Source organism: Chryseobacterium sp. ZHDP1, from assembly GCF_018603435.1.
GTDB classification, from domain to species: Bacteria; Bacteroidota; Bacteroidia; order Flavobacteriales; family Weeksellaceae; genus Chryseobacterium; species Chryseobacterium indicum.
This window is the reverse complement of the sequence record NZ_CP075682.1, coordinates 71529-86732: the sequence shown is the minus strand read 5'-3', so window position 1 is coordinate 86732 and position 15204 is coordinate 71529. Positions and strand designations below refer to the sequence as shown.

Genomic DNA, 15204 nt, shown 5'->3' with positions numbered 1-15204 from the left:
AATTTAAAAGAATAAAAATTCTAAGGAGAAGTTTTCAATATCCACAAAAAAAGCCTCCCGAAATCGGAAGACTTTTATTCTTATTTATTGTAGTATAAGTTATTTTGAAGCAAGTACTTCTTTGTTGGTTGTTGATTTACCATGTACTTCATCTTCTTTTCCTGTTTTCAGGAAGTCGTAGGCAATTGCGGATGCCACGAAGATGGATGAATACGTACCGAAACCAATACCGATTAACATGGCAAACATAAATCCTCTAAGATTATCTCCACCGAAAATGAAGATTGCCAGAATTACAAGAATTGTTGTAAATGAGGTGTTGAATGTTCTACCCAAAGTACTTGAAATAGAATCATCAAATAATCCTGCTAATGTTAATGATTTCTTCTCTCTTAAATATTCTCTGATTCTGTCGAAAATAATTACGGTATCGTTAATTGAATAACCCAGTACAGTAAGAATCGCAGCAATGAAGTCCTGATTGATCTCCATATTGAAAGGCATATACTTGTGAAGCAATGAATATGATCCCAAAATAATGATCGCATCGTGGAATAATGCAGCAACCGCACCCAAAGAGAACTGCCATTTTCTGAATCTTAGTAAAATGTAGATAAAGATAATTCCTAAAGCTCCTAAAACAGCGTAGATACCGTGAGTCTGAATATCATCAGCTACAGAAGGTCCAACTTTCTCAGAAGAAATAATTCCTGCATGCTCTTTATCTGCAGATTTGAAATCTTTCAACGTTGTTCCTGCAGGTAAGTTTGATTTTAAACCTTCATATAATTTTTGCTCAATTACCTGATCTGCTTTTAAAGATTCGTCTTCGATAAGGTAATCTGTAGAGATCTTTACCTGGTTGTTGCTTCCGAAAGTTTTAGCTTCAACAGAAGAGTTTTTACCGTCTTCCGTTTTGAATAAAGCGACTAATTTGTCTTCAACATCTTCCGCTTTTACATCTTTATCAAATCTTACCACATAGTTTCTACCACCTGTAAAGTCGATACCGTATTTGAAACCGTGTGTTGCAATTGAAATGATACAAGCAATCGTTAAAACAGCTGAGAAAATGTATGCATATTTTCTTTTCCCGATAAAATCGATCCATGTGTTTCTGAATAGATTTTTCGTTGCCGGAGTCCATACAGAAAGTCCTTTTCCTTTAGACAGCCTTGAGAAGATCATTACTCTTGAAAGCAATACGGACGTGAATAAGGTCATTGCAACCCCGATCATCAAGGTCAATGCAAAACCTTTGATAGGTCCTGTTCCGAAGAAGAACAATACAACAGCCGTTAAGAATGTAGTTGTGTGACCATCGATAATCGCATTCAATGCGTGTTTGAAACCATCTTTATATGCTTCAAGAATACTTTTTCCTGCGAATAATTCTTCTTTTGTTCTTTCGTAAATGATAACGTTTGTATCAACAGCAACTGCCATTGTTAAAACGATACCCGCGATACCCGGAAGCGTAAGCGTAAAGTCGCCCGAATCCATAATACCGAAAATATAGAATAAGTTGATGATCATGGCAATTACTGCATAAACACCTGCTCCACCGTAGTAGAAAATGATGTAAACGATAATAATCGCAAAGGCAATCATGAACGACATTAACCCTGCATCAATCGATTCCTGACCTAAAGACGGACCAACAACCGTAGCCTGAACTACTTTTGCTCCTGCCGGTAATTTACCCGCTCCTAAAACGTCAACCAGTTCTTTTGCTTCCTCCTGAGAGAAGTTCCCAGAAATCTGAGTTCTACCATTTGGAATAGCACCTACAACGTTCGGCGCAGTGTAAACTCTGCCATCAAGTGTTACAGCAACAGGTTTTCCAACGTTTTTCTCTGTTAATGTTTTCCATTCTTTAGCTCCTTTAGAATCCATCTGCATATCTACCACTACTCTGCTCAACTCATCATAGCCGATGTTTGCACTTTCTACAGCACCATCTACCGGAGCTTTCTGGTTGATATTTCCTCTGATGGCATATAATACTAAGCTTTCAGCATCGGAAGCTTCCGGCTTATATCCCCACATAAACTGGGTATATTTAATGTTTGCAGGACGTAAAGACTGTGCAACTTTGCTGTTTAAAATTTTGTTTACAACAGCGGTATCAGACAATTTTACGCTTCCTACAGCACTTTGGCTCATAGATTTTCCACCCTGCAAGATATTCATCAAGTTTACATTTTTTGCAACTCCCATAGAATCTCCTTTTGCAGCGATCATGGTAGCTAATGTCTGGAAATAAGGATAAACCTCAGGAGATTGCTGTACTTCCCAGAACTGAAGTTTTGCAGAAGTCTGAAGCATTTTCTTTACTTTATCGATATCCTTCATCCCCGGCATTTCAACAGAAATCCTTGCAGTTCCCGGAACTCTCTGAACGTTCGGCTGGATGGCTCCAAGCTTATCAATTCTGGTTCTGATTACCTCAAAAGCGGTTCCTACAGATGCATCGATCTTTCTTTTAACAATTGCTTTTACCTGATCATCAGGCGTGTTGTACTTCACTTCAGTAAGCGTTGTATTTCCGAAAAGTTCCGGATCTGCCAACTTCAGGTTTGTACCCTTGTTTTTGTTAATTGCATCGAACTGATCGAAGAAATTGTCGATGTAAGCTTTTGTAGAATTCTTCTGAACTTCATCTGTTTTGTTTAAAGCCTCAATAAGGATCGGATTTGTAGAATACCCTGTAAGATCATTCACAAGATCTCTCTGGTTGATTTCCAAAAGAACGTTGATCCCCCCTTTAAGGTCAAGACCAAGTTTCATTTCCTTGTCTTTGGCTTTTGTGTAATAAAGTTTAGTGAATCCCAGATTCAGAGTATCCTTAGAAAGTTTTGCAATTTCTTTCTGATACTTCTCCGGATTGTCTCCTGCAATAGCAGTCGCCTGCTTTTCAATTTTGCTGGCGTACCATGTTGGTAATAGCTCATTTAAGCAAATTAACCCTAGTACAATAGCAACAATTGTAATAAGTCCTTTTCCTTGCATTTTGTTATAACTACGTTAAATTAAGTCGGCAAATATAATCATTTTCTTGTATTTTATGAATTTTTAACAACAGAAATCGTTTATTTTCAGATATATCGGCATTCTTATTTTCATTTAAGATTTAATAATTATTTCGTGGTATTTTAATGAATTTTTCAATGGTTCATTGGTATGGAATTTTCATTCAGATTTAATACACTAAATATCAAAATATTATGAAAAAACTACTTTTTTACGCAGGTATTTTTTCTTCTCTCATCCTGAATGCCCAAAGCATTACTCTGGAAGAATTTGCGACCGGGTTTACGGCACCCGTAGAAATTGCCCACGCGAACGACAGCCGGATGTTTGTTGTTCAGCAAAACGGAATCATTAAAATCTTACAATCGGACGGAACAGTAAATTCTGCTAATTTTTTAAACATCAGCTCAAAAATCACTTACGGAGGCGAAAGAGGACTTCTCGGACTGGCCTTTCACCCGCAATACCCTTCAAACGGGTATTTTTTTGTGTATTACAATGATACCAGCGGAAATATTACCGTAGCCAGATATACCAGAAGTTCCACCGATCCTGATGTTGCCGATCCTGCAAGTGAAAAAATTATTCTGAATCTACCTAAACCTTTTGATAACCATAATGGCGGAAGTATTCATTTTGCACCGGACGGATATTTGTGGATCGTTACAGGCGATGGCGGAAGCGGCGGCGATCCAAATAATAATGCCCAGAATAAAAATTCTCTCTTGGGTAAATTACTGAGGTTGGATATTAATTCCACAGGAGCCTACAATATCCCTACCGGAAATCCTTTTGTAGGAATTGACGGAGCCGATGAAGTCTGGGCTTACGGATTAAGAAATGCATGGAAGTTTAATTTTGATACCGTTTCAGGTAATGTAATGATTGCGGATGTGGGACAGGGACAAATTGAAGAAATCAACAGAATGCCTTTAACACAGGCAGGAATTAATTACGGATGGCGGTGTTACGAAGGCAACAATACCTACAATACGACAGGATGCGCCGCACAATCAACAATGACTTTTCCAGTTGCAGCTTATGATCATTCGGGAGGAAAATGTTCGATAACGGGAGGTTATGTTTACAGAGGGACACAGTTTCCGGCGCTACAGGGAAGATATTTTTTTGCAGATTACTGCTCCACGCAGATCGGCAGTCTGAATTCCGATGATTCGATCACGTGGACTTCTGCTTTTTCAGGCAATAATTTTTCAACATTCGGCGTGAATAATCAGAATGAGCTTTTTGTAGCTGCTGTTACTAGCGGTAAGATTTTCAGAATTACGACTACCACTTTGGGAGTTCAGGAAAATGACCTTTCAAACCAAATCAAGGTTTACCCTAATCCTGCTTCGAAAAAGGTTTTCATCGAGGGTGTAAAAGATAAAAACACAACAGTTGAAATCATCAGTTTTGAAGGAAGAAAGGTTTTAGAACAGGGAAAAATTGAAAGTGACAACAGCGTCAATATTTCGGGGATTCCTGCAGGAGTTTATTTTATCAACTTAAATTCAGGAAATGAAAAATCTTACAGCAAAAAAATAATAATTAAATAAATTTCAGACAGCTAAAAAGCCTCACTTCAAAAATGGACTGAGGCTTTTTGATTTATTTAAAAAATATTATATCGTCATCGAGAAAATTCTCGTTTCCGGTTTGTTTCTCATCATTCTGAGATCAAAAACCATTGCTACATTTCTCGTAAAGGCTCTTCCTTTTTCTGTAATCTGGATATGATGACCGTTAATTTCCACCAACTCATCATTTTCCATTTCTTTCAGCATCTCAAATGCATTTTCAAGCTCCGGAAAAGAATTATTGATGTCAAAAGTGGTTTCCAACTGACACATCAGGTTCAGAATATGTCTTCTTACCGTAAGATCTTCATCATTCAGAATATGACCTTTCACGACAGGAATTTCTCCTTCTTCCACCATTTTCTGGTATTCTTCCACGGTTTTTATATTCTGGGCAAAAGCATACCATGAATCTGAAATAGCAGACATTCCCAAACCAACCATTAACTGAGTTTTACTTGAAGTATAACCCATGAAATTCCTGTGTAATTTCTTCTGAATCAGAGATTGGTACAAATCGTCATGTTCCAGAGAAAAATGATCCATTCCGACTTCGATATAGCCTAATTCTTCCAGTAATTTTTTACCGTCTTCGTACAAACGGCGTTTTTCTTCACCACTTGGCAAATCGTTTTCATCAAAACCTCTTTGTCCGACACCTTTCACCCACGGAACGTGCGCGTAAGAATAAAATGCCAATCGATCCGGTTTTAATTCCATCGTTTTGCGGATGGTGCTTTCCATAGCTTCCCAAGTCTGATGAGGAAGTCCAAAAACCAAATCATGACTGATTCCTCTGTAACCGATTTCTTTCGCCCACTCCGTTACTTCTCTTACTTTTTCGAAAGATTGAATTCTGTTGATCGCTTTCTGCACTTTCGGATCGTAATCCTGAACGCCAAAACTTACCCTTCTGAAGCCTAAATCGTATAAAGTCTGAAGATGTTCTTTCGTGGTATTATTCGGATGCCCTTCAAAAGAAAATTCCTGATGTTCGGCAATTTCTACGGTTTCAAAAATTCCTTCCAGTAAGGTTTTTAAGTTTTTCGGAGAGAAAAAAGTGGGAGTTCCGCCTCCCAAATGCAATTCCTTCAGTTTTGGTTTTTCATTAAACAGTTTAAGATAAAGCTGCCATTCTTTTAAAACACTTTCAAGATAAGGAATTTCAACGCTGTGTTGTTTTGTGATCCTTTTGTGACACGCGCAAAACGTACATAAAGCCTCGCAAAAAGGAAGGTGAATGTATATGGAAATCCCCTCTTCTGCATTACTTTCCTTGAATGTTCGGATGACACTCTGCTTCCACAATTCCGGAGTGAAAGAATTTTCATCCCAATAAGGAACGGTAGGATAAGAAGTGTAACGAGGTCCGGGAATATTATATTTATCGATTAAAGAATTCATTTTCTGTTTACAATTTTAAGGTGAACCAATATCTGGTCTCACAATGCAAAATTAACTATATCTGATGAATTTTGTATCATGAAATATATTAGTCGTTTTTATGAAATTTATAATGAGTCTAAATATTCAGAATTTAAATATGTTTAATCTAATTTCGGAATTAACCACAAAAGTGGCAAAAGACATCATACTGCATAATCAGAATATTCAAAGTGCTCAAAAGAATAAAAATCAAAGATTTTAAAAACTATTGTGAACTTTTTCATTTATAATTGTCAGCTTTAAATAAAAGTTTAGTTATCTTTTATATCTTTTGCGGTTAAATAAAAAGTTTAAACAGACTCCATATAAAAACATCAAAGATAAGTTCAAAAAAATAATCGTTTTTGGAATTTCTGAAGTTAAATTCTATTCTTTAGATTCAGAATTTCAATTTCATGACAGAAATTTTACCATTTCCTGCAAAAACAACAGTACTTTCATTGATCCACTGACAAACAAAAAAACCTTTCTCCTCCGAAATTTTCTTCCACGTTTTTCCGAAATCAGAAGAATAACTGATATGTTGATCTCCCACAGAAATAATCTCTTTTCCTTTGGAATTTGGTTTTATCTTCACACAGGTTGTGTATCCTGCATTTTGTCCGGAAGCCTGAATTTGCCATGTTTCGCCGCCGTCATTGGTTGTGGCGATATTGTTGATATTGGCTTCCTGTTTTTTGTAATCTCCGCCAACCGCGATCCCGAATGTATCGTCTAAGAAATCGATGGAGTAGATTCCCTGAGAAGATTCTCCCTGAATAATGGGAGTATTAAAAATTTTAAACTGATTATTCTTAAAATTAAATTTTAAAATTCTTGAAGCTTTTCCTCCTGTCGCAATCCATAAATAATTTTTGGTGGATGAAATATTGGTATTGCTCGCCGCAAAAGCTGCTTCTCCTTCATTTAATACAACATCATTTTTAAGCATAGCCCACTTTCCGTTATCAAATTTGGCAAGTTTTAATTTACTGTCCTTATCTGCATCACTGAAGGTATAAGCCAGTTTATCATTCACAAAATGAAGCGCATCATAAAAAGCCGTTTTCACAGTATCTCTAAAAACCACTTCATATTTCAAGCTTTTTTTATCAATCTTAAAAAATTCAGCAGGACTTTCAATATTAATGGCATAAAACGATTTTTTATCCTGTCCCAATGTTCTAAACTGTAATTTCTTTTCAGACAGCCTGATCTGTTTTTGATTTTTTGAATTCTTTAAATCAACAAAACCAAATTTGGAGTCCGTTCCGCTATACCAGACTTTGTTATCGTAGATTTCAATAGCTCTGATGCTGATTTTATCGTTTAAAATAATCTTTGAACTTTCGATCTGTTGAGAAAATGTAAAAATCCCGGAGAATGACAGTAAAAATGGTAAAAGCTTTTTCATATTCACAAAAATAAAAAATCCACAGAATTCTGTGGATTTTATTTGATCTATTTATAAAATTTTAATCTAAATCAGGTTTTTCTAACGGCTCCTGCTCTGCTTTGAACGTTTCGCCATAACCCACTTTGTGAAGTTTACTGTTTCTTAAACTATAGGTAAAGTAAATGACTACACCAAGCGCTAACCAACCCATAGAAAGGTATTTTGCTTCGTGGCTTAAGTTCCAGATCAGATAAAGGTTGATGCAGATTCCTAATGTTGCGATTATAGGAAGTGCAGGAACTTTAAATGTTCTTGGCATATTCGGTTCTTTTTTTCTTAAGATCCAAACCGCTACGCAAACCATTGTAAATGCGAATAAAGTACCGAAACTCGTCATATCTGCCAGTTTACTAATTGGTGTAAATGCTGCTACGGTAGCAATGATGATTCCTAAAAGCATTAAACTTTTAGCCGGTGTTTTTCTTACCGGATGAACATCGCTGAACATTTTAGGGATAAGACCATCTTTAGACATTCCTAAGAAAATTCTGGATTGTCCCATAATCATTACCATCAATACGGAAATTAAACCTACAGTTGCTGCAATCGTGATGATGTATCCAGCCCAACCCTGTCCTGCGATTTCAAATGCATACGCTACAGGTGCTTTAATTGCATCCGGATAATTTCCATGAGGATCAAAGTCTGAATAGTGCATCATTCCTGTTAAAACAAGAGATACCAAAATATATAATCCTGTACAAACCAAAAGTGAAACAATGATCGCAAACGGAACATCTTTTTTCGGATTGATCGCTTCTCCCGCCTGTGTAGAAACGGCATCGAAACCTACATACGCAAAGAAAATTGCCGCCGCTCCGGAAATAACTCCCTGAATACCATACGCTTCCTTTACATTTTCACCTTCGTGAACCATTTTAGCAGCAGGAATGAAAGGATCCCAGTTATCTGCATTAATGAAGAATGCTCCTGCAATAATGACAAAAAGAACCGCAGAAACCTTCATGATTACGATAAGATTGTTCGCTTTTGCAGCTTCTTTAGTTCCTTTGATAAGAATAGAAATTACAAAAATTACGATAAGAAAAGCCGGTAAATTCATCGAAAAACCTTCTCCAGTATAACTTGCAGGATCTGAAGTAAGATAATCCGGAAGATGAAGACCGAACATTTTTAACAACTTATTAAAATATCCCGACCAGGAAACGGCTACTGTCATAGATCCCATCGCATACTCAAGGATGAGCCCCCAACCGATGATCCATGCAAATATTTCTCCCACAGTTCCGTACGCATAGGCATACGCTGAACCTTCAACAGGCAGGATAGATGCAAATTCTGAGTAACACAATGCTGCAAATACACAAGCAATTCCGGCAATAATGAAGGAAAGAGCCAATGCAGGTCCGGCATGATAATACGCTCCGGTTCCTGTAAGTACGAAAATTCCTCCACCAATAATAGCCCCGATTCCGATAGCTGTAAGACTCCATTTACCGAGTACTCTTTTGAGCTGACTGCTTTTCATATCATTTTCGAAAGCACTCATCGGTTTTTTGGTCCAAATTTTAGACATATTTTATTATTTATTAAAGATTTACGAAAATATAAAAAATTTAGAAACATTAACGTTTATTAATAATTTTTCCGTGTTAATTTTATATTCTGAAACTTAAAATTCTGATTTTCATAATATTTAAATCATTGCAAAGTAAGTGTTTTTTTACTTATTTTTGACCGCATGAATGTATACGATCTTTTCTTAAAACCCTATGAAACCTACTCTGCCACGCAGATTCTGCTGGAAGCATCCGCTACGGTATTCGGAATTTTAAGTGTTTATTTTTCCATAAAAAAAAATATCTGGGTTTATCCTACAGGAATTGTTTCAACTTTAATTTATGTGTATATTCTTTTCAATTTCGGGTTGCTCGGAGACTGTATGATTAATGTTTATTACACCATAATGAGCATTTACGGATGGATTCTTTGGGGAAAAAGTTCGCAGGATCATGTTCATGTGGAAGTAAGCTGGGCATCCAAAAAAGAATGGCTGTACGGAATTTTACTTTTTGTATTAAGCTTGGTTCTGGTAACTGTAGTATACTATTTCAAACCTTATATTGATAATCATTTTTCTATGAAAGGTGTAGATTTAGGTTTGTATCATTTAGACTGGGGAAACTGGCTGGATGTCATTACAACTTCTATTTTTCTTGTGGGGATGTGGTTTATGGCGAAAAGACGCATAGAGAACTGGATTTTCTGGATCATCGGAGACTTTATCTGCATTCCGATGATGATTTATAAGGAACTCGGAATCACTTCGGTTCAATATTTGGTATTTACTATTATGGCGATCCAGGGATACGCCAGTTGGAAAAAAAGTTATAAAGAAAAAAAGTACAATTAAAAACATGAAAAATTTATTTAAAATAGCGTTCAGCTTAATTACAATGGCAAGTTTAACCTCTTGTGCGATATATTCGGATCCATATGCCAACAATTATGGAGATCCTTATTATGATAACGGATATTACTATGCGCCTCAGGGATATTACGGAAACGGCGGATATTGGGGAAATGACGGATATTATTACAGAAACGACTACACATATTATTATGATAACGGGATGCCGTATTATTACCAGAACTATAATAATTCCAGAAGAAAAGTTTATGTTGAAAGAAGATCAGGATCAAACGGAACGACTTCCGCAAGACCAAACAATGGCTTCAGAGGCGGTGTAAATGACGGAACTTCAAACGGAAGCTTCAGACCGAACAACGGACAAAACACGAACCAGAGACCGAATAACGGATTCAGAAATCAACAACAGAATACGGTATCGCCACAGCCTCAGAATAACGGCGGATTCAGAAACAATTCCGGTAACGGTAATTCAAACAGCGGGTTCAGAAATAATTCCGGAAGCAATATGAATTCAAACAGCGGAGGATTCAGAAACAGTTCGGGAACTTCGACTCCTCAACCGCAGCAAACTTCTCCTCAGCCAACGAGAAGCGGAGGCGGATTCAGATAAAACCATTATAAATAAGGAAACGGACAGCTAACACTGTTCGTTTTCGTTTTAATTATAGTAATTTTGCAGTTTCAATTTTTAAAACAAACATTCTATTAAGAAATAAATATGGAATTTTATAAATATCAGGGTACAGGAAACGATTTTGTAATGATAGACAATCGTTCCGGAGAATGGGATGATCTTTCCATTGAAAATATTCAGAAGCTTTGTGACCGCCGTTTCGGGATCGGTGCAGACGGACTTATCAAAATAAACACAGCGAAAGGATATGATTTTGAAGTTGATTATTACAACTCAGACGGTTCTAAGAGCTTTTGCGGAAACGGAGCGAGATGTTCTGTAGCTTTTGCTTTTTTCCTTGATATTTTTGAAGGCAGTTGTAAATTCACGGCTATTGACGGAGAACATATTGCCGAAATCCACAACGGAATCGTAAAATTAAAAATGAGCGATGTTACTACCATTTCCAATGACGGAGAGGATACGGTGATGGATACTGGTTCGCCACACTATGTGAAATATGTAGAAGATATCGTTAATTACAACGTTTTTGCAGAAGGAAACGGCATCAGAAATTCTGAAAATTATAAGGAAAAAGGCATCAACGTGAATTTTATGGAAAAAATTTCTGATGATGAGATTTTTGTAAGAACCTATGAACGAGGGGTTGAGGATGAAACCTACAGTTGCGGAACGGGAGTTACGGCTTCGGCTTTAACTTTTCTTCAAAATAACCATCTAATCTCTGTAAAAGTTAAAACTTTGGGCGGAAATCTGAAAGTATATGCTGAAAAAAACGGAGACACTTTTCAGAACATCTGGCTCGAAGGTCCTGCAAAGCAGGTTTTTAGAGGTAAAATAGACCTTATTTAAAAAAATAAAACTTTTAATCACCATTTAAATGAAGAAAGCTATTCTTATCATCATCCTGCTTGTTTTTGTAGCAGGAGGATTTTTTGGATTTAAATTTTATAGAAAATATTACGGTAATAACATAGAAAAAGACGGATATGTTTTGATTCCTCATCAGGCAAATTTTAAACAAATCCTTGATTCTGCGGCGAAATATGTCGATAATAAAGAAGCTTTTGAAGCCGTTGCGAAAGAAAAGGATCTCGACAAGTATTTCAAACCGGGACGTTATCATTTTCAGAAAGGTCTGGGAAATGCGAATCTGGTTAATATGATTAAAGCAGGAAATCAGAGTGAAAACAGTTTCAGAATTGGTGATTTTGGGGATGTTTATCAGATGATTGGAAAAGTAACCAAAAAAACAGAACTTGATTCTTTACAATTTGTGAATGAATTCAATTCAATTGCTGCCGAAAAAGGATATAACAATGCGGAAGATTTAAAAAAGTATTTCTTTATAGATACGTACAATTTTTTCTGGACTGTAACTCCGAAAGAATTTTTCAAAAAATTTGATGATCAGTACAATGAATTCTGGAACAGCGAAAGAAAGTCTAAAGAACAGCAATCCGGTTTAACGAGAGACCAGATTTATGCTTTGGCTTCTATTGTATACAAGGAATCGGGAGGAAAAAAGGACGAACAGAAAACGATTGCAGGATTATATCTTAACCGCTATAAAAAAGGGATGAAGCTTCAGTCTGATCCCACAGTAATTTATGCAATCAATAAACAGACAAATTTTAAGGAGCAGATCAAAAGGGTTTTTTATAAGCATCTTTCTACTCCATCGCCATACAACACGTATGCTAATAAAGGAATTCCTCCGGGACCTATTTGTGTAGTAGATAAAAATTCTGTGGATGCCGTGCTGAATGCAGAAAAGAACGATTATATTTTTATGTGTGCTGATCCTACGAGATTCGGATACCACAAATTTACAGCAAATGCAGAAGAACACGCAGTTAATGCTAAAGCTTATCAGGACTGGCTGAATTCAAAAAATATAAAATAATAATCATATTAACTTTTTTTTAACAATTCTATAACTAACATTTGGCTTTTTAGTCCGACATATACCTTACAAATAATAAATTAAACTTAATATTCTGAAATTTAAACAGATTAACAATTTCATAATATTAGGCAAAATCTTTTACGATTTTACACAAAAAATACCTTATGAATCAGACGGAAATCATTAACATTTTTACAAAGAAAACCTTAGGGCTTACTTTTGTACTTTCGGCAGCAGCATTGGCTTTTGCACAGGAGAAGGTCGGTATTTCCGGGTCGGTTGTCAGCAAGAATAACCAGCCCGTTCCTTACGCTTCTGTTACCTTCAGTAACAAGGCAAACAAACAGTTCAGTGATGCTACGCTTACCGACGAAAAAGGTCAGTACAAGCTTGATCTTGCACCGGGAGCTTATGATATTACTATTGAAGCAATCGATTACCAGAAAAGTGTAGTTAACAAACAAATTACTGCGGCAGGAAACATTGGTGCTTTATCAATCGACCCTGAAAAGAGTGCTACGAATCTGAAAACAGGAGACATTCAGGGAGTTGTTATCACAGCTCAGGCTACGAAGCCTTACAAGGTGGAACTGGATAAAAGAACGTATGATCCGTCTCAGGATATTGTAAGTAAAGGGGGAAATCTTCAGGACGTCCTTTCCAACGTTCCTTCGGTTTCTGTAGACACAGACGGAACGGTTTCTATGAGGGGAAGCTCTAATGTAAAATTTTTAATCAACGGAAAACCTTCTGCTCTTCTGGGGATTGATGACGGAGCGAATGCTTTGCAGAGTATTCCGGCAGATCAGATCGAAAAAATTGAAGTAATTACGAACCCTTCATCAAAATTTGAGGCAAGCGGAACAGCAGGTATTCTGAATATTATCCTTAAGAAAAATAAGAAAACAGGCTTCAACGGAAGTGTTACCGGAACCGTTGGATATTTGCCGCAAACAAACCTTAATACCAATTTAAGCTGGAGAAAAGGAAACTTCTCATGGTTTCTTAATGGAGGCGGCGGTTATAGAGAATCTAAAAACACAAACAGAAGCGACGATTATTTCTCTAATGCTATTGCAGCAAGCGATTTTACGGAAAGACATCAAAATTCTGTAACAAACAGTAAGAATAACAACTACAATGCTTCGGCAGGAGTTGTATACGATATTTCTCCAAAAACTTCAATTAACGCCTCCGGTACGGTGAGAACTTTTGACAGCGAAAATGACGGAAATATTGACTACAGTTATTTTTATTTAAGTAATCCAAGTTCATCTTCTAACAGAAGAACTTTAGGCACAAATAACAATCTTGCTTTTCAGGGAGATTTTGGATTAGATCATAAATTTGATGATAAAGGTCAGAATTTATCCGTATCACTAAGTTTACAGAGCAACAGATCTTTTAATGATACCAATATTGATGAAACCAGAGATGGAATATTCAGTCTTAAGGATATTGTAAATCAGAACACTAAAAATAAAACGTTAATCGGTAAAGCAGATTACGAATTGCCGATTGGAGAATATTCTAAATTAGAGGCAGGATACAGAATAGACATCAACTCTAATGACTACAGCAATGATGTTCAGGAAAGCACAGCTTTAAATCCTACCTTATCATTTTTAAGGCCTTACACCTATGACGCAACCTATAAGGAAACATTTAATGCTTTTTATTTGCAGTTTAAAAGTAAGATCGGAAAACTCAGCTATCAGTTAGGATTAAGAGACGAACTCTCTAACATCGATATTAATTATGCCAATTTATCTCCTAAGGATAAGGATATAATTACTACAAAGAATTATAATAATCTGTTTCCAAGTGTTTACTTGAGCTATGAATTTGCTAAAGACAATCAGTTTTTACTAAATTATGCGAGAAGAATTGACCGTCCGAGATCATTCTTTATGATTCCTAATCCAAATTATAGCGATAATCAAAATATTTTTGACGGAAATATTGATCTGAATCCTTCCTACGTAGATTCTTACGAGTTCGGTTATAGCATTTCTAAAAAGAAATTCACTATTAACCCGACTTTGTATTTCAGACATCAGACCGATGATACAAAAATGTTAGTTTATAATAAACTTGCAGAAGATGAAAATGGAAATCTTATTACACCAAGACGTATTGAATCTCATACCAAGCCAATTAATTTGGGATCTGATGACCGTTATGGTCTAGATCTGAATTTTAACTGGGACGCAACGAGCTGGCTTAAATTTTTAGGTAATGTAGATTTATTCGGATATAATACCAAAGGCAGCACCTTGTATGACACATTCGACAAAAACGGAAATCCTATTCAGGCAGTTGCAGATTTTAACGGTAGTGGTTTTTCTACAAGAGCAAGACTTACCACAACTTTTAAAGTAGACAAAACTTTCAATTTCCAGATTCAAGGCTTCTACAGAGGAGGGCAGAAAACGGCTTATCAGGACAGAAAAGACATGTATGCCATTAACTTCGGAGCATCGAAAACGATTTGGGATGGTAATGGAACAATATCTTTCAATATTCAGGATATTTTCAATACGAGAGCAATGCAGGCTACAACATACACTGCAAACAGTATAAGAGACTCTTATATGCAGTGGCAGCCAAGACAATTTGCTTTATCTTTGACCTACAGATTCAAGCAAGGAAACGAAAAAGTAGAACAGCCGAAACGTAAAAAAGACATCAACTCCAATGCAACCGGAGACGATCAGCAAGGAGGACCAATGTAATCCGCCTTTCATACAAACAGAAAATCCCGAAATTGAA

10 protein-coding genes are annotated in these 15204 nt (G+C 36.4%); 6 read left to right on the top strand and 4 right to left on the bottom strand.

All coding sequences use genetic code 11. The annotated features are described in order from the left end of the window. Window positions 1-99 precede the first annotated feature (99 nt). Window positions 100-3012 carry a protein translocase subunit SecD gene (gene secD / locus KKI44_RS00375; RefSeq protein ID WP_214589327.1) on the bottom strand — a complete coding sequence of 971 codons (2913 nt, stop codon included), beginning with the start codon at window positions 3010-3012 and terminating at the stop codon, window positions 100-102. A gap of 215 nt (window positions 3013-3227) precedes the next feature. Here secD and KKI44_RS00370 point away from each other — a divergent pair, with 215 nt between their 5' ends. Continuing rightward, entirely contained in the window at window positions 3228-4592 is a 1365-nt protein-coding gene (locus tag KKI44_RS00370; RefSeq protein WP_214589326.1) for a PQQ-dependent sugar dehydrogenase, read from the top strand. Window positions 4593-4658: 66 nt separating this feature from the next. Here the strand turns inward: KKI44_RS00370 and hemN are convergent, their stop codons facing one another. The 3 genes from hemN to KKI44_RS00355 all read right to left on the bottom strand — a co-directional run bounded on the left by hemN (window position 4659) and on the right by KKI44_RS00355 (window position 9031). Then, on the bottom strand, window positions 4659-6017 hold the full coding sequence (hemN, locus tag KKI44_RS00365; RefSeq protein ID WP_076393548.1) for an oxygen-independent coproporphyrinogen III oxidase: 1359 nt from the start codon (window positions 6015-6017) through the stop codon (window positions 4659-4661). 421 nt (window positions 6018-6438) lie between these two features. Further along, window positions 6439-7452 carry a WD40/YVTN/BNR-like repeat-containing protein gene (locus tag KKI44_RS00360; RefSeq protein WP_214589325.1) on the bottom strand — a complete coding sequence of 338 codons (1014 nt, stop codon included), beginning with the start codon at window positions 7450-7452 and terminating at the stop codon, window positions 6439-6441. Window positions 7453-7513: 61 nt separating this feature from the next. Then, window positions 7514-9031: an APC family permease gene (locus tag KKI44_RS00355; RefSeq protein ID WP_214589324.1), complete on the bottom strand. Its 1518-nt coding sequence runs from the start codon at window positions 9029-9031 to the stop codon at window positions 7514-7516. Between the two features lie 165 nt (window positions 9032-9196). Here KKI44_RS00355 and pnuC point away from each other — a divergent pair, with 165 nt between their 5' ends. The 5 genes from pnuC (at window position 9197) to KKI44_RS00330 (ending at window position 15167) form a co-directional block, all read left to right on the top strand. Next, window positions 9197-9868 carry a nicotinamide riboside transporter PnuC gene (gene pnuC, locus KKI44_RS00350; protein ID WP_214589323.1) on the top strand — a complete coding sequence of 224 codons (672 nt, stop codon included), beginning with the start codon at window positions 9197-9199 and terminating at the stop codon, window positions 9866-9868. 4 nt (window positions 9869-9872) lie between these two features. Next, window positions 9873-10499 (top strand): hypothetical protein, encoded by a 627-nt coding sequence (locus KKI44_RS00345; RefSeq protein WP_250902122.1) that lies wholly within the window; start codon window positions 9873-9875, stop codon window positions 10497-10499. A 108-nt stretch (window positions 10500-10607) separates the two neighbouring features. Next, window positions 10608-11375, top strand: coding sequence for a diaminopimelate epimerase (gene dapF / locus KKI44_RS00340; protein WP_214589322.1), 768 nt, complete (start codon window positions 10608-10610; stop codon window positions 11373-11375). A 28-nt stretch (window positions 11376-11403) separates the two neighbouring features. Beyond that, a complete protein-coding gene (mltG, locus tag KKI44_RS00335) occupies window positions 11404-12429 on the top strand; it encodes an endolytic transglycosylase MltG (RefSeq protein ID WP_214589321.1) in 1026 nt (341 codons plus the stop codon). Window positions 12430-12596: 167 nt separating this feature from the next. Beyond that, window positions 12597-15167, top strand: coding sequence for a TonB-dependent receptor (locus KKI44_RS00330; protein ID WP_214589320.1), 2571 nt, complete (start codon window positions 12597-12599; stop codon window positions 15165-15167). The last annotated feature ends 37 nt before the right edge of the window (window positions 15168-15204 follow it).